This is a genomic window from Lyngbya confervoides BDU141951, assembly GCF_000817775.3.
In the GTDB taxonomy this organism is placed as follows: domain Bacteria; phylum Cyanobacteriota; class Cyanobacteriia; order Thermosynechococcales; family Thermosynechococcaceae; genus Lyngbya; species Lyngbya confervoides.
The window spans coordinates 1-18737 of record NZ_JTHE03000038.1 but is presented as its reverse complement, the minus strand read 5'-3'; the positions used below and the strand labels follow the sequence as shown (position 1 = coordinate 18737).

The following is an 18737-nucleotide window of genomic DNA, read 5'->3' as shown; positions in this document are numbered from 1 at the left end:
TTTTGCTTGAATGGGGAAAACAGGACAATATTAGTCTATTGGGGGACGATGGCCCTTCCATGCGGCGTACAAGAATAAAAGTGCGAGCAATCCATAGCCAATTGCCCAATCAATGCCGGTTCCCCACCCCAATTGCACCACCGTATCGGCGCTGGTCACTTGGTAGCTATGCATCAATCCCACCCCGGACAAACCGGCTGCACCGATAGACCAGAGCGCCGCTTTGCCAAATTGTCCTTCAATAATATAAACCGTGATGGCGGCCAAAATCATGGCAGAGAGGATGACGCCCTGTTCCAGGGCAAAGGCTCCGCCGATGGCCACTCCCGACTGCTCGAACATCTGCACTAGGGTGTCTGGAAAAGGAGATTCGGGTGTCCCTAACCCGGCGACCCGCAGGCTGTTTTTCGCCACTAGGGCCCCCCAGGCCGCAATGCCTGGCAGGAGTCCCACCACCACTGCGGGGGCATGGTGCCGGGGGGAGGCGGTGAAGCTTTGGGAGGCAATGACAATGCCAATCCACAGCACGATGGCCATGCCAGCTTCAATGGGAATGAAATAGGAGAGTAGGCTGATGGCGCCGGTGAGACAGAGGCCGCCCATGATCAGGCCGCTACTCCAGGAATAGCCAATGCGCGCCCCCATTTCCTTCCAGCCGGGATGACCGATATAAATTGTGGTGGGAAAGCACGACCCGCACAGCGCAGCAACTAGGGTGCCAATGCCGTTGGTTGCCAGACTAGGTGCGGTTGGGTAGCGATCGCCTGCGGCCTCGGCACTCTCTAAATTCTGGAGACTGCCCACCAGATTAAACAGACCCATGGGCAGAATAATCCCCAGATATTCCCAGAGCACCTGCCGCTGCTGCCAGAGTTCAATAATCCAGATCCGGGGCAGATACAGTCCGAGGGGGGCAGCGGCCTGGGTAAAGGTGCTGCTTTCCCACTGGGTAAATCCGGTCAGCCAGGCTAGGCCCGTCCCCAGTAAAACCGAGAGCAATCCTCCGGGAATCCCAAAGTTGACTCGCCCATAGTAGGTCAGCAAAATCACGCCCAGGGGCACAAAGCCGACGATGGGATGGGCAAAGGTGCGAAATAAAAAATCAATGGCAATAAACGTGATGGCAATGCCCGCCAAGGTGGAGAGCATGGCGGCCCGCGGGGCCCAAAGACGAAGGCGATCGCCAAGGGCGGATCCAGCCAGTTCTAAAAGACCAGAGCCAAGACAGGCCACCAGTCCAGCTTCCCAGGCCAGTTCTGCGGCTTGAGAAGCCTCGACCCCTTGGGCAAGGGCTGCCAGTTTGACCGGCAGCATCACCAGAAACACGTAGGCAATCAGGCTGACGGTATTGATGCCGTAGGGGAGGGCCGTCAAGTCCTCTCGTCCCTGGATGCGGCCTTGCTGATAGGCCTGCCAGCTATAGTAAAGATTTCCCACCATCAGGCTCAGGGCGATACCGGGCAAAATTCTCCCGAAGGTTAATTCCTGGGAGAAGCCCAGCACCGTTTGGCACAGGGTCAACAGCAGCAAAATTTGGATCAGGTTATCCAGGGCAAGGCCAAAGAACCCATCGATATCGCGTCGCACAAACCAACGCGGATGAACTGGGGAAACAGAGGGCATGGGCAAATTACCAGGCAAAGATTTACGGGCGCATGACAGGCTCCGATAGAAGCAAGGCAGCCCGCCTGCCGGTTCGCGGAGCAGGGACGTTCCGAGGAATCAGGCGTTGCGCATTGCGGTCAACATTGCCTGCTGACTGGCCCGTTGATAAACGCCCTTCAAGCATTCCATAAAGGCTGAGTTCAGGGAAGGTGAGGCACTCGCCTTGCTTGCCTCTAACTGGTCAATGGGAAGGGGACCCAGGACATCGAGAATTGTTTCCTGGCTGGCAGGTGGGGTAATCACCACCAGGGTGGGGTCAAGCTCTTGATCGTAGCGCCAAAATTCCGCTGTAATGTCAAAGGATTCGGTGGGGGAATCGGGCCGTTCCTCGCCGGGGCCTGGAGCGTGGGCGTCGCTTCGATGCTGACGCAGATCTTCTAAAATGCTTGCCTTGCTGCGGCCTCGCAGTTGAAAGAGGATAAAGGGATCCTGGCTGAAATAATCTCCCAACAGGTAATACACTGCACCGATATGCTTGCAGGGATTCACTGGATCTGGGCAAGAACAGCGGCTGTGAATATCAAATTTGCTAAAGGGAAACAGGCTCAGCCCGCTGGCTGTAAAGGCTTCCTCAATGTTTTGCGGCATCTCCCCAGCCAGCAGTTTGGCGGCAAAAATGGCTCGCCCTGAGAGTTCCTCGATCACATAGCCCCATTGTTCTTCATCGAAGCGGTCTAAGCTGAGGGAAACGCTGTAGGGATCTGGAGCCGTTCCCTGCACTTGGGCGAGTACCTTTTCTCCTTTAAATTCCAGGTCTAATACGCGGCCCTCCCGGACGTAATTGCGTGCCCGCTCTAGGCGACGTCTCCAGCCAAAGGATTCCAGAACATCCACCCAGCGCTGTGCCCACCACTCGCGCGGAGATGGGGGACCCTCGGCAAGGGACTGCGATCCGGAGGCCTTTGTACCGCCCTTTTGCACTGAAATCAGGGGAGAACGAGGATGGGCACTGGAGCCAGAATGAGAGGAAGGCATGGGTCTGTTGGGTTAAAGATCTGTTGAATGCAGCATTAGGCTTTGCATCCCTCTAGATTTTCTCGTATCGTATCGCCTAGCGGCAAATCACGACGAGCAGTATTTTTCGCATGAATGACCCTCACGCTTCTGTCCCTGAGTCTGATTCGACCTCTTCTGCGGCCGTGCCTGGTCAGAGTGGGTCCCAGGAAATCTCGAATTTGGAACCGGGACAGATCGTTGAACCCCTGGATTCGCGGCGATCGCGACCGTTACCCCTGGATTTTCAATCGGTGGACGCTCGTTTGGATCCCCCGCCTGTGATTGATGAAGCCCGATTGGCTCCCGATTGGGGAGGGTTTCAAGGGGTGGCCTTGGGGGCCGCGGGAGTGGCGCTGCTGGGCATACTGCTGCACAATCCCTGGATTGGGTTTCCAGCCATTGCCCTATCCCTGGGGGTTACCCTGCGGGCCATGTGGAATCCGGCCCAGTATATTCTGGTGACCTGGATACCGCGTCGGTATCGGCAGTTTTTGATTCCGGTGGCCATTCTGGTGCTGGGCGTGGCGGGGGCAGCCTATCTTTTGACTCTAACCCTGCCCGGAAATTTTGGCCTGGGACCGATTAACTGGGATGCTTTTGGGGCCCTGGCGGAGCTGTTCGGCGCGGTGGGACAAATTATGGTGGCATTCTTAGCCCTGTATGTAGCCTGGCGCCAGTACGTGATTTCGAAGGAGCTCACCACCCAGCAAAATCGCATTACCCAGCAACAAACCATTGACACCTACTTTCAGGGGATTTCTGATTTGGTCCTGGACGATGAAGGTTTGCTGGAAGACTGGCCTCCGGAGCGAGCCATTGCGGAGGGGCGAACGGCTTCTATTCTGGTGGGGCTGAATGCGGAGGGTAAGGCTAAGGTGATTCGCTTTCTCTCCAGCGCCAAGCTGTTAACCCCACTCAAGCGCGATCGCCGCTTAGGGCGCCCGATTTTTAATGGTCTGGGCGGCTATGAGGAAGATATTGAATATGGGGTTCGGGTCATTGACCTGGGGAGTATGCTGGCCAGTGGTGATTTGACCGACACGGATTTGCGCAATACCGATCTTTCCGATGCCAATTTAGTCAACGCCAAGCTGGATCGCTGTGAGTTGACTCGGGCGAATCTGGCCCGCACCATTCTATACGGGGCCAGCCTCCGCGGCGCAGATCTGTCTAGGGTCAGACTCTTCTACGGAACGGCCACCCAAGCCCTCCCTCGCGATCGGATTCACCCGCCAAATTATGTGACCGGAGCCTATACTGGAGCGGTGGTGGAAAACGCAGACTTGACTGGGGTGAAAAATTTATCCGAGGAACAACGCTATTACTGCTGTGCTTGGGGGGGAGTGCACACGCGCGCTTCCATTCCTGGGGGATGCGAGGGCATTCCCAACAGGCTCCTCGATTCTTGAGCAAGGGGAACATTACGGTTGGACCGATGACCTATCTATCCTGTCTATTGAGCGGTTTGGCCTGGTTGATTGTTTTCATGACCGGGCTCACGGTGTTTCGCTTTCTCCTGGCAGGGGCGCAGCAAATTCAGCAGCTGCATCAAATTCCCTGTAGTCGCTGTGTTTACTTTACGGCGACCTCCTGTTTGAAATGTACGGTGCGACCGGATATTGCGGCCACTGAACTGGCTACAGACTGCGCTGATTTTGAGGCCATGCCCCTGGTTTAATGATAATTAATTGCAATAGATGATGGGGACTGTTACAGTAGCCTCAGATTCGATATGCCAGGGGGAGAGCCCCTGAGAATAGTTTATGGGGGCGTCTTCAAAGAAGGTTTCGGTGTGCTGCTCCGGCTACATTGTGGATTTCCGGTGCCGAAAAAATGGCGAGCATCGCGGAATGGTGCTGGAGGCCTCGGGATCGCGTCTGGTGGCTAAATTTGCTAAATCTCTGCCGGATTCAAGCTGGATGGGGTTGCAGCGGGGCGATCGCGTGGTGATTCGCGGGCTGCAAAAAGTCGGGGGATCAAAAATTAAGGTGACTCAGATTCAGCCCTGGTCCGGGGTGGAAACGGTTCAGCTTGAGGCGGAGGAGGCACCACCAGAACTCGTTGGCCCGACTCGGCCCCACTCTCCTATTCCCATTCGGGTTGCCGTTTGTCATAAATCCAACTGCTGTCGGAAGGGGGCCAGGGAAGTGGCCGAGGCGCTCCGCAGCGCCGTGACCCAGAATGATTGGGATCATCAGGTCAGCATTCAGCCTGCTAAATGTCTGGGACGGTGTAAGGCCGGACCCGTGGTGATGGTTCTACCGGGTAAAAAACGCTATAGCAGTGTCAAGCCCAGACAGGTGGAGCGGCTTTTGCTGGAGCAAATTCAGATCCCCTAGCGATCGGGGGATCCTAAATGGCCCGCCGTCATTTTAGATCTTGAATTTCCCCACGGATGGTTCCCCCCAATTCGGTGACGATGTTGCGGGTGTTATAAACCAGCATTGCTTTGTAGGTGTCGCCAGGGCGACCGGGTTGATTGAGTCCATCGGTGATGAGGGGATTGGCCGCTAGGGTTTTCCCTGCATCCTTCGCAACGCTTTGCAACAGGGGAGATGGTTCTCCCAACTCAGCAAATAGCGTGGGCGCCTTTGTCTGGCGCAGTTCATCGACTACGGCCTTAAGCTTGGCCGCGGCTGGCTTCTGGTCTGGATTGAGGCCCGTGAGAATCCCTTCAACGCTCAGGCCATAGGCTTCGCCGAAGTATCCCAGGGATTCATGGGTGGACCAGATCACCCTCTGGTCGGTGGGAATGGTTTGGACCTGAGCCTGAATCCATCGGTCGATTTCTTGTAAATCCTGGGCGATCGCGGCTTCTCGCTGCTGATAATCGGCCCGGCGTTCTGGATCGAGATCGCCCAGGGCTGTGGCAATCACCGCCACCATTTTGATGCCGTGTTGGGGATTGTGCCAAACGTGGGGATCGGCCTGGACATCATTGTCAGCCTGGGGGGATCCTGAGTCTCCTTGGGTCTGGGGCGAAGCCTCTGATTCTGGACGGTTTTGATCGGAGATATCGAGGTCATGATCTCCGTGGTCGTGAGGATCGGCTTCTCCCTGAGAACCGCTGTGGCTGTGGGAGTCTGTGCTGTGGGGGTCTGCGTGATCATGACTCTGGCCCTCCCTAGGATTGGGAACTGCCTGCTCGGCCACCGCAACCGTTGCAACCTTCGTACTCTGGAGAAGCTTACCCATGCCAGCTTCGAAGTCGTAGCCATTGTAGAGAATGAGTGAGGCGGTTTCGAGGGCCTGGCGATCCTGGGGAGTGGGCTGGTAGCTGTGGGCATCCTCGCCGGCCTGCATTAAACAGGTTAGCCGCTTCGGGTCTTGAAGCAGCTGCTGGGCTAGATCGCACAGGACCGCATGGGTGGCGACAATTTGACCGGACTGGGCTGGATCTGGCGCTGAGGATAGGGACGAATTCCCACAGGCGCCCAGGAGAATACAGCCCAGCACTCCGGCTGCGCGCCGGTGCATTGAAAAAAGTCGGTTCATCGGGGCAATTCTTGAAAGGGAGAATGTTACAATGAATATCATTCTCATGTAATTTCGTATGCTAGAAGTCCAGCAGCTTGCTGTCAAGTATCAGGGAAGTTGTTGTTTAGACTCTGTAAGCTTCCAGGTAGCTCCAGGGCAGTTTGTGGGAATTATGGGACCCAATGGGGCGGGCAAAAGTACGATGATGAAGGCCATGCTGGGGTTGGTCCCTACGGTGAGTGGCCGCGTCAGCTTTTGTACCTGTCCCCTGTGTCAGCAGCTAGAGCGGGTGGCCTATGTCCCGCAGCGATCGCAGATTGACTGGGATTTTCCGGTTACGGTGGGGAGCGTGGTGATGATGGCCCTGACTCGCAGCCTGGGCTGGTTTCGTGGTCCCCATCGAGAGGCCAAGCAGCGCGTGCACGCTGCTCTAGAGCAGGTGGGGCTTTGGGACTGGCGCCATCGTCGCATTGGCGCTCTATCCGGTGGACAGCAGCAGCGGGTGTTTCTGGCGCGAGCGCTAGCTCAGAATGCGGATATTTTTCTGTTTGACGAGCCCTTTACGGGGGTGGATCAGCCCACGGAGGAAATCCTTTTGGAGGTGTTTCGGTCCTTGAAACAGCAGGGGAAAATCCTGATGGTGAGTAGTCACGACTGGGGCAAGTCAATGTCCCAACTTGATCGTCTCATGCTTCTCAATCAACGGCTGATTGCGGATGGTTACCCGGATCAGGTCATGACCCCGGAAAATTTGCAAAAAACCTTTGTGACGGCTCGAGGCGCAGGGAGTGGGGTGCCCCGATCTGCGTTTTTTTGCTAGAGGGACTTTGGAAATGAGGCTGTACATCAATGTCGGAGCTGGGGTTTGATGCTGACCTGGATTCTGGAACCTCTGAACTATGAGTTTATGCGCCATGCGATCGCCATGGGGGTTATTGTTGGCATTTTATGCCCGGTGCTGGGCAGTCTTCTAATTGTTCAGCAAATGGCGCTGCTGGGGGACGTCGTGGCCCACTGTGTGTTGCCGGGGCTGTCTATTTCTGTCTTTGCTGGATTAAATCCCATGGTAGGCGCGTTTCTATCGGGCATTACCGGAGCCTTTTTCATTTCCTGGATTCGAGATCAGTCTCGCATTAAGGCCGACTCTGCCATGGCCCTCACCTTTTCCAGTTACTTTGCCCTAGGCGTATTGCTCATCTCGCTATTAAAGAATGCGGTAGATCTCGATGCGCTGCTGTTTGGCGAAATTTTAGGGGTTACCTCGGCTGATCTTGGGCGCACCGGTGTGATTGCGGGGATTGTTCTGCTTGCGGTGAAGCTGCTGTACAAAGAGCTCCTTTTGTTCTGCTTTGACCGCACGGGCGCACAGGCGATGGGGCTACCCGTGACGGCAATCTACTACGGTTTGATGGCGGCAACGACCCTGACCATTATTGCCAGTATGCAGGCCGTGGGAGTGGTGCTGGTCATTGCCCTGATGGTAGCACCTGCCCTCAGTGCCTATCTTTTTGTTGATGAACTCCATCACATGATGATCCTGGGCTCGGGGGTGGGGACAGTGACCACCACCCTGGGAATCTATCTCAGCTATCGCTTAAATTTGCCCTCGGGTCCGGCCATTGTGCTGGTGTCTACCCTTCTTTTTCTGCTGCTGCTGCTGGTGAAGCTGTGGCGCGATAAAATCACCCTGATGCGCCCCTGAGGGGTTGGGAGGACTCAGGGGAGACGGCCGGTGTCAAGAGGCCCCGCTACCAGTGACCCCATCCGAAGGGGAAGTGGCGATTGTAAAAATGCAGTCGACCATACCCTAAAAACTGAGGATGTCCCTGGGGGCCGTCGGGAATGGCCTTGACTCCAAATAAATAAATGCCGTCGGTGGAGGGATTCCAGTAAGGCTTCAGGGCCAGGATCACCGTTTGTCCTGGCGAAATTGGATCTGGAAAAGTCACCGTCACTTGATCTGAATTTGGCGTTGCGGTTGCCTGCACAGAAATCTCTGGTCCTCGCCTGCGACCTAAGTAGGCTCGGGTGCGGCGCAGGTTAAAGCTGATGGAGTCAACGCCTTCCCTTTGCTCAATTTCTAGGGTTTTCAGGGATTCACCTGCATGGGCCGGTAGATCAATGTGGAAATAGTAGATGGCATTGGGACTGTGGGTTTGGCTAATGGTGCTGGCAACTTTCCCCAATCGTGGAACGTGATCAAAGTAGACGGTGCCATCGCGGAGTTGAACGCCCTGGCTTTCTAGAGGTGCAAGCCCCCAGAGGCTCCCGCTGAGAATAAGGGTTAATCCGGCCCTGGCAATTCTCTGCGTTGCAATCATGTCTGGCTCCTTCTTGTTCCCCCTCAAGACTGGGGCGCAAGCTGAATGAGTTGGCCATTGGAACTATCTGTGAGGACGTACAGCAGTCCGTCTGGGCCTTGGCGCACGTCCCGCACTCGCTGTCCGATGGGAATCTCCTCCACTGCCTGGGTGGAGTTGTCTGGGTTGACCTGAATCCTAACCACGGACTGGTTAACCAGGGCACCTGCAAACAGGTTTCCCTCCCAGGCCGCGAGGCGATCGCCCCGATAAAGAGCTAGGCCGGACGGCGCGATAGATGGAGTCCACACCAGCTTTGGATCCACGTAGCCTGGTTTTGAGGAGACTGGAGCGACGCGCTGATCTGAGGTGTATTCTCGACTATGGCTGACCAGCGGCCATCCGTAGTTTTCCCCCGCCTGGATAAGATTGAGTTCATCCCCCCCTCGAGATCCATGCTCCGTAGCCCATACCTGTTGGGTCACAGGATCCAGGGCGAGTCCTTGAATATTTCGATGTCCCAGACTCCAAATTTCCGGTTGAGATCCCTCCGCGCTTAGGGTTGGATTATCCTGGGGAACTGATCCATCCTCTTGAATTCGGATAATCTTCCCAAAGTGGTTCGTTGGATCCTGGGCCTGCTGGCGAATTAAGTCTCCCTGATAGCGAATGGGGGGATTTCCGCCGTCTCCAATCGACACAAGCAAAGTTTGATCCGGCAGCCAGAGCAGTCTAGACCCGAAATGCTGGGTACTGCTTTTAGCGGCCCGGTTGGCAAAGATCACTTCCCAGTTGCTGATCTGTCCCTCTCGATACTGGGCGCGGGCTACCTGAGTTTTATTTTGATCGCGATCGCCCTGGGAATAGGTAAAGTAAATGAGCTGATTTTCCTCAAACTGAGGATGGAGGGCAATATCAAGCAGCCCTCCCTGACCTGCGGCGAATACAGAGGGTAATCCCGAAACCGCTTGTTTTGTTGCCTGTTCTAGATTGATGAGCTGGATCTGCCCCGAACGCTCTGTCACCAGAACTTCCCCCGATGGCAGCCAGACCATCCCCCAGGGATGATCTAATCCGTCAATCAGGGTAGTCCTTTGAACCTTAACCGCTTCAGTCTGAGTAGCTGATGATAGCTCAGCCCTGGAAAAAAACTCCAGACCTTCGCCACACCCGGTGGTCAGTCCCGTTAGCGCAATCCCAATCAGGAAAGCCTGAGCGATTGCAAATCCTCGCATGACTAATCTTCTCCATAGATTAGTTCAATTCTAACCATTGCTTTCCGGGGATCACATCCTACTCAAGTCCAGGCACCCTGGATCAACCTAAACCGATCAGGTAAAGGCTAGAGCGTGGTATGCGTTAACGGGTGTTGTTTAACGTTGTCTGAATCCTTAACCTGATGAGTGGCGTTGAGGATTCGCTGTGGCGGATTGCTACACTCAATAACTTTAGATTGATTTAGCGGGAGGCGATCCTTGGCCTGCGGATTATGATCGTATGTCCTTGCCGCTGCCAGGAGCCGTTCATGGAAATTAGGGGCAAGCTGGACTTCGTCTGGAAATCCCTCCGGAACGACGCAATGACCCTGATCATCGCAGATCTGCTGTACCGTAAAGGCGCGAATCAGGGAATAGGAAGAGGGAATATCTAAAAAGAGGGACTCCAGGGTTGAAGAGGGAATGGGTTCAACCACTTGAATGGGAGTTAGTTGATTGTCCTGACTGCGGGTAAAACAGTGGGCAAGACCCAGTACAACGAAATTATCTGAACTCATCATAAAGTACCCGAACTGATCACGAGGAATACGGTTGTCAAATTAAAGGGAATTAAAGGAATGGAGTCATTTAAGGAGTGAGCGATATCATTTCAAAAGAATAAGAGAGATGCGGGAATGAGGAGAGAGGTTAGCGAAATCACGAAGAGGTCGTTGAGGATGAGAGAGGTCTGTTTTCAGGGAATGAGAGAGGGAGAGATTTTGCTGATGAGAGTGTTGAAGTTGAAGAGAGAGGAGATTGAGCTTTGCGTTGTTGTGAAGAATGGGAGGAAAAAGGAAAAAAGCAGAGAGAGCCGCGAAAGAGATAGCGCCGAGATTAACCGCGAGCGCGAGCAGATGTTCAGCGGGGAGAATAGAAGAAGAGCGCATAGAAAAAAAGAGAGCACCACAGCGCCATTGTAGCGGAGGTGCCCAGGAAAAGAAAAAGAGCAAAGAAAATTAGGAATCAGCCCGCATTGCGATTAGGGACAAGACTGAGATAATTCATGGCTGCAGTAGAGACACGAGGAGGAGTTGCAGGATTGGGAGCAATAGAGCGAGCGAGGCGGAGGTAGAGAGCAGGGTCTCCAGCCTTGGGCTGTCGGTCTGGGGACCTGTAAGAGCGAACCTGGTCCTGCCAGATCAGCTGAGGGAATCCCAACTTAGAGCGATAGTATTCATTGTAACGAGGGGAAAGGATATTAAAAGGCCGCTCACCCTGAGCCCGTCCAGGCAAAGACCGTCGGCGCTGGAAAGGAACAGTAGAATAGCCAAAAGCCTCAAGATACTCATCACTGTCGAGAAGCTGTTGAATAAAGCCCTCGACCCCCTTCGTGGCGACGACAATACTCCAAGCAATCTTTTCCTGCTGAGAATAGACATCGCGCCCAAGGACGCGCTGAACACACTGCTCAACGAAGCGATAATTGCTGTTGAGATTGTAGAAACTGCGTGTAAACGTATCAGAGAGGAGCAACCCGCGAATAAAATCCCGCACTGTAATTTGCCCATTGCGTAACTGGGACTCGAGACAAGGCTCACGGTCCGCCTTAAACGCATGGAAAAAGATTTGTCGGTAAGCGGCCTCAATCAAGGCATCAAAATCAGAAGGCGAGAGAATATTATCGGTCGAGAAAACCTTAGGCTGGTCATCACCAGGGACCACAAAACCAGCGACCCGCTGATTTTGAGAAGACGGAGCATAGGACAACAAAGGAATGGGCACGCCGGGAACCCCCTAATATAACAAAACCTTAAAACCACCCCAATGATACGTGAGGAGCCGAAGGAGGCCATCAAAAGGCTGAAGAAAAGTTACATAAATTCACAGAGTCAACAAACGCAACGAAATATAACGAAGGGAGCGGGCTATGGTCAGAATCTACCACCCCCAGAGAGAAAGAGCCGAGCCCTGGGGTAGATGAGTCCTGGTGGAGTCCTGGGAGATGCGCACCTCCGCACAGAAAGAAGTCGTACTAAACCCCCCGAAACGCTTGACCGTACTGGTTCGGAAGCGGACCGAGTCATCTGCGAACCAGAATCGTTCCTGAGCCGACATCGTCTCATAGTCAGTCGTGAGCACCAGACCCTCATCCGAATCCATAGAGTATCGCCCCACCACCGGAACAATCTCCGCATAGCCACGTTCGCGGAGCAGTCGTCCCTGGTGTGGGTCCTGGGCATCCGGAACAATCGCGAACGCCGTCTGTCCCTCGTGCCCCCCCTCGCCCTCGCGGTCCCACCCCATAGCGCCCAACCACTGGACCGCCGAACCGCCCACCGCGAGAGCCGGGTCAATGCCATGCAGTTCACACAGAGCCACAATGCGAGAATCGTGCGGCATCAAAGAAAGCACCTCAATGCAAGAATCGCCCAGCTCCGCCCTGCGGAACGCCAAATGATGAGTTGCCCGTTGAGAGCGCCATCGTCCCGCACTGCGCTGAAAAAACTCCATTACATCCAGTCTCATAGACCCAGCCCCAAAAACGCTAATCCCCATGATAAAAGAGAGCGCCCTAAGAACGAAGGTCGGCCCCCAAAACCTGCCAAAGCAGAGGACGATAGCGAGCATGAATCGATCGAGATCCATTGATCCATCGACTAATCGTGGATCGGTCCAGATTGAGCGTACGCGCCAGACGAGCCTGGGACATCCCCCGTGCCGCCATCGCCCTTGCCAGCGCCCCACGAGAAATCTCATCAAACCGCCCCCTGACCCGCATGGGTTCCGTCCCCCCCGTGCTCGGGCGTAATGGTAGCCCCGTCCACTGCACAGAAACCCGTCCGGCCATCCCCTGTGGAGCGATCACCCGCCATCCCGCATCGCGCAAAAGCGCCACCGCCTGCTCCCAGTCATAGCGCTGCCGTGACCGCTGGCGTGGCCACCGATCACCCAACTCCAGGAGATCCAGTAACTCCTCCCCCGCCCAGGTCAGATCCGCCCCGCTCACCCACTGGTCCAAGAAAAACAAAAGCAACCTAGCCGGTAGGGGAAAAGCCATCAACTGCAAGGCGCGGTCCGCCCTGAGCGCAAACTCATCCAAAAGCGCCCCCGTCCAGTCCCCCTGTAGAGCAATCACCCTGTCCAACCAGTCCCCCACCGCAAACCGGAGCCGTACATCGATTAGATCCATCGCCGCCTCATCCATGAGAGCCTGGTCCATAGCCACCTCATCCAGAGGCATCCCGTAGCGCGTCCGTTGCATCGTGCAAGTGTCCACGCGCCATAGGGGAGCAAGATGCGAGTTCACCAAGCGATCGCCCAACTCCCAGATCTCGAGAGTCACCTGCGACTGAGCCAGACGCGGTAGCCAGCGAGCCAAGCGGTCCAGGCCGCGCCGATCCGCCCCCGGCATCACCCCCGCCCCCTCCAGGTCCGTCGCCCCCTGAGGATGGCGCAGATAAGCCAGAACCATTGCCAGCCCCATCAAGCCCACCTGTGGCCCAAAGCCTCGCGTCAGCGCCCAAACCCAAGTGCTAAACACCCGAACCGCCTGGACCCCATAGGGAGCATAGGGACAAACCCGTAGCCTCAGATGGGGCAACCGTCGCAGCACCCCCTCCTCCCGCATCGCCCCCCTTGTCAACTGCACCCCCGCCGTCGCCCGCGGCAGAATCGGCCAGCCCAAATCAAGCGACTCAAACCCCCGTGGGTCCACCACCGATCCATCGCCCACCAGGGCATCACGCAGCCCCAAAAGCGCCTCCAAACTTTCCAACTCCAGCGTCGCCACCGGCAGCGTCGCCACCAGCGCCAGTGCCGCCTCCATCGCCATCGCCTGAATCAGCACCCGCTCCCGCCAGCCCGGCCAGTCCCCCGACGTCTTCAGCGGAAGCAACCCCGGCGTCAGACAAACCCCTGGCGGCCCCCCCTGCCGCTGCCACTGAAGCCCCTGATCGATCACCCACCCCCCCCAGCGACTCCAAAACGCCGGCTGATGTAGTTCCGAAAACAGCACCCGAGCCAGATCGCGAATCACCCGCACCTGAAACGCCCCAATCTGTTCCGTAGCCGTAAACAGATCCATCAAATTGAGCGGCGCATTTAGATGATGAATGCGCACCAAGCGATGGTGATTCAACACCATTGCCACATAGACCAAGATCAGATCCTGAAGTGGTTGCAGCCCCCTTAGCCGTAGGCCCAGGGCCATGGCCGGGTCATCGATCGAATCATCGGCCAGGTTTTTTTTTGAGCCCCCAGCGCCGCCGCCACCGCCCGAAACCGCTGCGGGTCCCCCTCCGAACGGGGAGGTCGTCGCTCATCCGCCTTACGACGATAGACCTGATCCAGCGTCGCCTGCCAATCCGTAGGCCCGCGGTCCTCGCGCCGGTCCTCGCCCAACAAAATCGAATCACAGAGTCGGTCCATCTGTTGCAGCGCCAATCGTGCCCGCGCCTGAACCGCCTGGACCCCATCCGTCTGAGCCATCTGCTCCAGCCGTGCCCGCATCCTCGCCATCGCCTCCGGCCACGTCGCCAGGATGGACTCAGCCAGCCCTTGCAGTCCCGCGATCGCGCCATAGCGGACCACCCACTCGGGGTCCTCCGTCACCGCCAGCAGCGCCTCCAGTGCCTCCCGTTGCCGCCCCACCACCTGATCGGGCGGCAGCAGATGCCAGCGAATCGTCCCCAGCCCGCGCGCCGCCGCGCGCCGCACACTCAGAGCATGGTCATGCCGCGCCGTCTGTTGGAGTAACGCCAGCGATCGCGGGTCCCCAATCCCGGCCAAGGCTCGCAGCGCCCAAGCCCTAGCCCCATAGTTTTGATTTTCCAGCAGCCCCAGCAGCGGCATCACCGCCGGCTCCCCAATCAAAAGAAAGCCCTCCACCGCCGCCACCGCCGCCCCCGGATTATTAAAATTCAGCGCCGCCAGCAGTGTCGGCAGCCCCTGCACATCCCCCGTCTGGGCCACCGCCCGGACCGCATTCACCAACGCCTGAGACGAATCCGCCTGGTCCACCGCCTGAATGAGCGCCGCAATCGTTGTTTGCTCAGCCATATGTCTTGTCTAATCCTCCAGCGGCCGTGCTACCTAGGACCGCACCCTGCCCTTAGGATAGCGATCAGATCCTACAGCAGTCCATCCATCAACTGCATCACCTGCACCGCCGCCGGCGACAGCCCCGGGTGTCGCTGCAGCTCCGCCTCCAGCAGCCCCTTGAGCGCAATCAGCTTCAAGCTATTTTCCGCCAGAGTCTCAGCAATAGCCGCCGCCGCCGGCAGATAGCCAATCGCCCCCAAATCCGCCAGCGCCGCCCGGCGCAGCTGCAGCTGATCGCCCCCGAGCGCCGCCACCAAGCGATCGCCATAATCATCCTCACCCGTGAGCTGATAAAGCGCCCGCGCCGCCGCATACTGCACCAGCGCCAGAGGATGCGCCAGAAACGGCTTAATCAGCGGCACCGCCTCCGTCGCCCCCAGCATCCCCAGCGCCTCCAGCGTGGCATCATAGGGCTGAGCCAGATGGGGACAACCCGGAATCGGTTGTGCCGCCGCCATCCCCCCCGCCAACAGAGCCATCAACGGCGCCACAGCCCGCCGGTCCCCCAGCGTCCCCAAGGACTGGGCCGCCGCCTCCCGCACATAAAAATCCTCACAGTCCAGGCAGTCGAGAAGCGCCGGCACCGCGCTCACCTCCTCCAGCTTGCCCAAGGCCCGCGCCGCATTGCGCCGCAGCGGATAGCCGCCATCAGGCGATCGGTCCACCGTATCCCGCAACGCCGCCACCAGAGAGGCAATGGCCTCCGGATCCTTAACCCGAAACCGTCCCAGCCACCAAGCCGCATAGTAGCGCGCCCCCGGATCGGATCCCCTTAAATCTGCGATCGCCTGATCGGGCGTCAGGCCCCGCTCCGGCATTGCACTTAACGACTCATCCGCATCCATCACGATCCAAAGGCGTCAGCCATCCTTCGCCATCCTTCGCCATCCTTTCCGTACAAATCCTTGATGGCCCGGCATGAATCCGGGCCATCAAAAAAGGCCCCCAGGGACCTCGCACGAGGTATAGAAGCCCTTCAAGGTTAGCAAAAACCTAGTGAGACTAGCTCAGCGCGTTAATCGCGTAATCCAGGTAGGAATTCGCTTCCACCGCAGCATCCCCAGACAGACCGTGGTTTGCCTTGATGTGCTTCAGCGCCTCAACATACCAGCTAGGGGAAAGTTCAAAGGTGCTGTTGATTTCCGCCAAACCCGAAATCAAATAGTCATCCATCGGGCCAGTGCCACCCACAATCAGACAGTAAGTCACCATGCGCAGGTAGTAGCCAATGTCACGGACGCACTTTGCCTTCCCTTCTGCCGTAGATGCATAGTTCGGTCCCTGCATCTGAGTGGTGTAAGGAAACTTCTGGTAGACCGCATTCGCCGCACCCTCAGCCAGGGATTGGGCCTTAGCACCGAGTGTCTTCGCTGCCTCTAAGCCGGACGCAGCCTGACGGAAACGACCAAACGCAGCTTGCTGCTCAGTTGCACTGAGGAAACGGCCTTGAGAATCAGCAGAAGCAACTGCTTCAGTAAGAGGGGTTTTCATAATTTATTAGTAATTCCCGTGATACGAACAAAATGTGCAAAGAATGGCAACTCACATCCCGCAAGGGGGCCATGAAGCCAAGAAATGCCAGCTAACTTAGGCAACAGCCTGGGCCGCGCGGTCAAAGTAGCCTGCCACTTCCGCCATCAGAGCACTGCAATCACCCTGAGTGATGCCATTGGTATCATTGGCGATCGCGACTGCGGCATCCTTCATCTTTTGCACGCCGTTTGCCACGGAGCTACCAGGCGTTCCGAGAGCCAGGTAAGTCTCGCGCAAACCGTTCAGACAGCGGTCGTCCAAAACGCTGGCATCCCCGGTAAAGATTGCGTAGGTCACATAGCGCAGGATGATTTCCATATCCCGCAGACAAGCCGCCATCCGACGGTTGGTGTAAGCATTTCCACCGGGAGCAATGAGCTGAGGCTGCTCCGCGAACAAGGCACGAGCCGCATTGGCAACGATCGTAGAAGAATTGCTGGTGATGCGATTCACCGTATCCAGGCGCTTGTTGCCATCAGCAACCATGGCGCTCAGAGCATCAATTTGGGAAGCGCTGACGTATTCGCCGCGCGCATCAGCCTGGGCAACAACCTTGGCAAACGCGTCTAGCATAGATTCAATCTCCTTGTGCTGGGTTGAGGATAAACTTGTTTCAAAACCAAATTAAGAAACAACGTTTGTTTTCTTGCAGGCTAAAAACCTAGCCTGAGAAAGACAAGGGTTAAAGCGCGAGCCGGTGACCCAGGATTCAGCAAACCCCGAGGACACCCTCCTTGAACCTCGCCCCAGATCTCGAACCCCTGGTCCTCAAGCGAGGTGAAACAGGAAATCTTGAAGGGTGAAGGCTCAAGCTCAACTCACGAGATGCCATGCCTGCCTTTCAAGATCCCTTTATACAACGGGGCCGAACCTGAGTTTGTTAAAAATTATAGGGAGTTTGTATTTCTTAATAAACGGCAACAAAGGAGACGTTACTGTCGAGATCGGTGGGGAGGAGTCTACCGCTGGCGTTCCAGATCAACTCAAAACCGATCGGGGTCAAGTCATCACGGAACGCCTCCAACCCGTTTGTTCCCGGTGTTAGCCGTCACGTAACCATCCTTAAGGCTTCCTGTCCGAGGGCATCTCTGGACGATTGTCCCGATGACGCTTAGCCCGATAATACTGGTTTGCGGCTTGACCGATGCTCCAGACAATGGCCGCATCGCTAGAGGCGCCCAGCACCGCCCCCAGCACCGGAATAACCTCTGGAAACGAGAGACCCGACTTAAGCAGAGTGCTGCCGCCTGCGCTGCCCGCGTAGAGGGCGAGAATCTCACCCCGTCGAGTTTTATCTTGAATATCGTAGTCATAGATCGCTGCGATCCGATAAATCAGCTCCGCTTGCAGCGTCGCGATCGCGGCCATATCCACGGCAAACAGGGTAATGGCTAAGGGGGGCAGAAAATTTGTGGCCAATCCAATCCCAGCCGCCTGGAAGGCCGTCTCTTGAATCATCTGTTGGGCCATCGTTTCCGGGGGGGCCAAGGGAGCTTGCTGGCGCAGGCTGTCGATGTCCTGGGCGATCGCGGCCAAATTCACTTGACCCAGAGCAGCGGCAATCCAGCCGAGACCTGGGGTTTTAGAAAGGGGCTTGAGGATTGGAAAATCAGCGATTGGAACGAGAACCTGCCCCAGGGTTTCAGCCCAGGGTTCAATCTGCTGCTGGAGGGCCTCGCTGCTAGACTGAGCCGCCGATTGCAGAGCATTGCAGGTCTGGATCCAGGTGGATGTCAGGGCATCAAGGTTGGGCCAAGATGAATTTGCCATAGGAATAGATGATCAATCGATGATGGCAGTCTGGGAGAGAGGATGTCGTCAATCCCCAAGTCAGCTTACTGTTTTACTTTTGTTTTAAGGGCGTTGCGCCGAGTTGTGAAAGTATCAATAGAGAGAGTTTGCTTGGGGTGTGGTGGCCGGGCGATCGCTTGCTTCTGTATTAGTGTCAATAGCGTCGTCCCAAAAATGGGACGTACCTGAGAGAGGCCCATGGATGGATGGATGGATGTTTGTCAGGACATTATGGAAGAGAGCCCCCGTCGCCCCGGTGCGCGATTGAAGATGAAGCCACACGAAGACGTTTGCAATTCCGGGTTAGAGGTTAGCCAGAACTTGAGTGTGAACAGCCTTGGAAGCAGGGCCGGGGGGGTGGGAAATTCTGGCCTTTGAGGAGATTGAGGGCAATTAAAAAAGGGTCGCCTCCTCAAGGAAGGCGACCCTTTTTAACCCAGTAAAGCTGAGTTTATAGTCTCGATTAACCGTTGATGGCAGGAGCAGTCAGTGCAACCGGTGCAGACTCGCCAGCCGCCAAGTCAAGCGGGAAGTTGTGAGCATTGCGCTCGTGCATGACCTCGAATCCCAGGTTCGCCCGGTTCAGTACATCTGCCCAGGTGTTGATCACATTGCCCTGGCTGTCCACGATGGAGTGGTTGAAGTTGAACCCGTTCAGGTTGAACGCCATGGTGCTGAT

General features: G+C 56.4%; 20 protein-coding genes and 1 pseudogene. 6 read left to right on the top strand and 15 right to left on the bottom strand.

Going from position 1 to position 18737, the window contains the following annotated elements; translation table 11 throughout:
• Positions 1-30: 30 nt before the first annotated feature.
• Entirely contained in the window at positions 31-1623 is a 1593-nt protein-coding gene (locus QQ91_RS05885; protein ID WP_166281045.1) for an NCS2 family permease, read from the bottom strand.
• Between the two features lie 99 nt (positions 1624-1722).
• Positions 1723-2640: an SWIM zinc finger family protein gene (locus QQ91_RS05880; protein WP_236096088.1), complete on the bottom strand. Its 918-nt coding sequence runs from the start codon at positions 2638-2640 to the stop codon at positions 1723-1725.
• 110 nt (positions 2641-2750) lie between these two features.
• Here QQ91_RS05880 and QQ91_RS05875 point away from each other — a divergent pair, with 110 nt between their 5' ends.
• The 3 genes from QQ91_RS05875 (at position 2751) to QQ91_RS05865 (ending at position 5000) form a co-directional block, all read left to right on the top strand.
• Complete coding sequence (locus QQ91_RS05875) at positions 2751-4070, top strand: pentapeptide repeat-containing protein (RefSeq protein ID WP_166281043.1); 1320 nt, start codon at positions 2751-2753, stop codon at positions 4068-4070.
• 26 nt (positions 4071-4096) lie between these two features.
• Positions 4097-4339, top strand: a complete 243-nt coding sequence (locus QQ91_RS05870; protein ID WP_166281027.1) for a hypothetical protein — start codon at positions 4097-4099, stop codon at positions 4337-4339.
• Positions 4340-4424: 85 nt separating this feature from the next.
• Entirely contained in the window at positions 4425-5000 is a 576-nt protein-coding gene (locus QQ91_RS05865; protein WP_166281025.1) for a (2Fe-2S) ferredoxin domain-containing protein, read from the top strand.
• 28 nt (positions 5001-5028) lie between these two features.
• Here QQ91_RS05865 and QQ91_RS05860 read toward each other — a convergent pair whose 3' ends face one another.
• A complete protein-coding gene (locus QQ91_RS05860; RefSeq protein ID WP_166281023.1) occupies positions 5029-6156 on the bottom strand; it encodes a metal ABC transporter substrate-binding protein in 1128 nt (375 codons plus the stop codon).
• Positions 6157-6214: 58 nt separating this feature from the next.
• On the opposite strand from QQ91_RS05860, the gene QQ91_RS05855 reads away from it, so the two are divergent.
• Entirely contained in the window at positions 6215-6958 is a 744-nt protein-coding gene (locus QQ91_RS05855; RefSeq protein WP_166281021.1) for a metal ABC transporter ATP-binding protein, read from the top strand.
• 48 nt (positions 6959-7006) lie between these two features.
• Positions 7007-7840, top strand: a complete 834-nt coding sequence (locus tag QQ91_RS05850) for a metal ABC transporter permease (RefSeq protein WP_166281019.1) — start codon at positions 7007-7009, stop codon at positions 7838-7840.
• Positions 7841-7886: 46 nt separating this feature from the next.
• Here the strand turns inward: QQ91_RS05850 and QQ91_RS05845 are convergent, their stop codons facing one another.
• From QQ91_RS05845 to QQ91_RS05835, 3 genes are all read right to left on the bottom strand, one after another.
• Positions 7887-8459 carry a DUF2808 domain-containing protein gene (locus tag QQ91_RS05845; RefSeq protein WP_166281017.1) on the bottom strand — a complete coding sequence of 191 codons (573 nt, stop codon included), beginning with the start codon at positions 8457-8459 and terminating at the stop codon, positions 7887-7889.
• Positions 8460-8482: 23 nt separating this feature from the next.
• A complete protein-coding gene (locus QQ91_RS05840) occupies positions 8483-9673 on the bottom strand; it encodes a PQQ-dependent sugar dehydrogenase (RefSeq protein ID WP_166281015.1) in 1191 nt (396 codons plus the stop codon).
• Between the two features lie 107 nt (positions 9674-9780).
• Complete coding sequence (locus QQ91_RS05835; RefSeq protein ID WP_166281013.1) at positions 9781-10215, bottom strand: hypothetical protein; 435 nt, start codon at positions 10213-10215, stop codon at positions 9781-9783.
• A 114-nt stretch (positions 10216-10329) separates the two neighbouring features.
• Between QQ91_RS05835 and QQ91_RS05830 the strand changes: the two genes are divergently transcribed.
• The gene (locus QQ91_RS05830; protein ID WP_166281011.1) at positions 10330-10614 is read left to right on the top strand and encodes a hypothetical protein; all 285 of its coding nucleotides are present in this window, start codon (positions 10330-10332) and stop codon (positions 10612-10614) included.
• A 43-nt stretch (positions 10615-10657) separates the two neighbouring features.
• On the opposite strand, the gene QQ91_RS05825 is transcribed toward QQ91_RS05830, so the two are convergent.
• The 9 genes and pseudogenes from QQ91_RS05825 to QQ91_RS05785 form a co-directional block, all read right to left on the bottom strand.
• Positions 10658-11416: a phycobilisome rod-core linker polypeptide gene (locus tag QQ91_RS05825; protein WP_166281009.1), complete on the bottom strand. Its 759-nt coding sequence runs from the start codon at positions 11414-11416 to the stop codon at positions 10658-10660.
• Positions 11417-11572: 156 nt separating this feature from the next.
• Complete coding sequence (locus QQ91_RS05820) at positions 11573-12154, bottom strand: phycobiliprotein lyase (protein ID WP_166281109.1); 582 nt, start codon at positions 12152-12154, stop codon at positions 11573-11575.
• Between the two features lie 52 nt (positions 12155-12206).
• On the bottom strand, positions 12207-13844 hold the full coding sequence (locus tag QQ91_RS21605) for a helix-turn-helix domain-containing protein (RefSeq protein WP_166281007.1): 1638 nt from the start codon (positions 13842-13844) through the stop codon (positions 12207-12209).
• A complete protein-coding gene (cpcF, locus tag QQ91_RS05810) occupies positions 13823-14692 on the bottom strand; it encodes a C-phycocyanin alpha-cysteine-84 phycocyanobilin lyase subunit CpcF (RefSeq protein ID WP_166281005.1) in 870 nt (289 codons plus the stop codon). The genes QQ91_RS21605 and cpcF overlap by 22 nt, the downstream gene beginning before the upstream one ends.
• 71 nt (positions 14693-14763) lie before the next feature.
• Positions 14764-15579 carry a C-phycocyanin alpha-cysteine-84 phycocyanobilin lyase subunit CpcE gene (gene cpcE / locus QQ91_RS05805; RefSeq protein ID WP_250833269.1) on the bottom strand — a complete coding sequence of 272 codons (816 nt, stop codon included), beginning with the start codon at positions 15577-15579 and terminating at the stop codon, positions 14764-14766.
• 157 nt (positions 15580-15736) lie between these two features.
• The gene (gene cpcA / locus QQ91_RS05800) at positions 15737-16225 is read right to left on the bottom strand and encodes a C-phycocyanin subunit alpha (protein WP_166281003.1); all 489 of its coding nucleotides are present in this window, start codon (positions 16223-16225) and stop codon (positions 15737-15739) included.
• Positions 16226-16321: 96 nt separating this feature from the next.
• Entirely contained in the window at positions 16322-16840 is a 519-nt protein-coding gene (gene cpcB, locus QQ91_RS05795) for a C-phycocyanin subunit beta (RefSeq protein ID WP_166281001.1), read from the bottom strand.
• Between the two features lie 489 nt (positions 16841-17329).
• Positions 17330-18037, bottom strand: coding sequence for a hypothetical protein (locus QQ91_RS05790; RefSeq protein ID WP_166280999.1), 708 nt, complete (start codon positions 18035-18037; stop codon positions 17330-17332).
• Between the two features lie 484 nt (positions 18038-18521).
• A pseudogene (locus QQ91_RS05785) lies at positions 18522-18737 on the bottom strand (photosystem II q(b) protein); the annotation flags it as partial.

Excerpts from the sequence above, each read along its gene's own strand:
- QQ91_RS05855 (WP_166281021.1), top strand. The coding sequence starts at position 6,215 with ATGCTAGAAGTCCAGCAGCTTGCTGTCAAGTATCAGGGAAGTTGTTGT.
- QQ91_RS05860 (WP_166281023.1), bottom strand. The coding sequence starts at position 6,156 with ATGAACCGACTTTTTTCAATGCACCGGCGCGCAGCCGGAGTGCTGGGC.
- QQ91_RS05875 (WP_166281043.1), top strand. The coding sequence starts at position 2,751 with ATGAATGACCCTCACGCTTCTGTCCCTGAGTCTGATTCGACCTCTTCT.
- QQ91_RS05845 (WP_166281017.1), bottom strand. The coding sequence starts at position 8,459 with ATGATTGCAACGCAGAGAATTGCCAGGGCCGGATTAACCCTTATTCTC.
- QQ91_RS05885 (WP_166281045.1), bottom strand. The coding sequence starts at position 1,623 with ATGCCCTCTGTTTCCCCAGTTCATCCGCGTTGGTTTGTGCGACGCGAT.
- QQ91_RS05830 (WP_166281011.1), top strand. The coding sequence starts at position 10,330 with ATGAGGAGAGAGGTTAGCGAAATCACGAAGAGGTCGTTGAGGATGAGA.
- QQ91_RS05870 (WP_166281027.1), top strand. The coding sequence starts at position 4,097 with ATGACCTATCTATCCTGTCTATTGAGCGGTTTGGCCTGGTTGATTGTT.
- cpcB (WP_166281001.1), bottom strand. The coding sequence starts at position 16,840 with ATGCTAGACGCGTTTGCCAAGGTTGTTGCCCAGGCTGATGCGCGCGGC.
- QQ91_RS05840 (WP_166281015.1), bottom strand. The coding sequence starts at position 9,673 with ATGCGAGGATTTGCAATCGCTCAGGCTTTCCTGATTGGGATTGCGCTA.
- cpcF (WP_166281005.1), bottom strand. The coding sequence starts at position 14,692 with ATGGCTGAGCAAACAACGATTGCGGCGCTCATTCAGGCGGTGGACCAG.
- QQ91_RS05850 (WP_166281019.1), top strand. The coding sequence starts at position 7,007 with ATGCTGACCTGGATTCTGGAACCTCTGAACTATGAGTTTATGCGCCAT.
- cpcA (WP_166281003.1), bottom strand. The coding sequence starts at position 16,225 with ATGAAAACCCCTCTTACTGAAGCAGTTGCTTCTGCTGATTCTCAAGGC.
- cpcE (WP_250833269.1), bottom strand. The coding sequence starts at position 15,579 with ATGGATGCGGATGAGTCGTTAAGTGCAATGCCGGAGCGGGGCCTGACG.
- QQ91_RS05880 (WP_236096088.1), bottom strand. The coding sequence starts at position 2,640 with ATGCCTTCCTCTCATTCTGGCTCCAGTGCCCATCCTCGTTCTCCCCTG.
- QQ91_RS21605 (WP_166281007.1), bottom strand. The coding sequence starts at position 13,844 with ATGGCCCTGGGCCTACGGCTAAGGGGGCTGCAACCACTTCAGGATCTG.
- QQ91_RS05790 (WP_166280999.1), bottom strand. The coding sequence starts at position 18,037 with ATGGCAAATTCATCTTGGCCCAACCTTGATGCCCTGACATCCACCTGG.
- QQ91_RS05865 (WP_166281025.1), top strand. The coding sequence starts at position 4,425 with ATGGGGGCGTCTTCAAAGAAGGTTTCGGTGTGCTGCTCCGGCTACATT.
- QQ91_RS05835 (WP_166281013.1), bottom strand. The coding sequence starts at position 10,215 with ATGATGAGTTCAGATAATTTCGTTGTACTGGGTCTTGCCCACTGTTTT.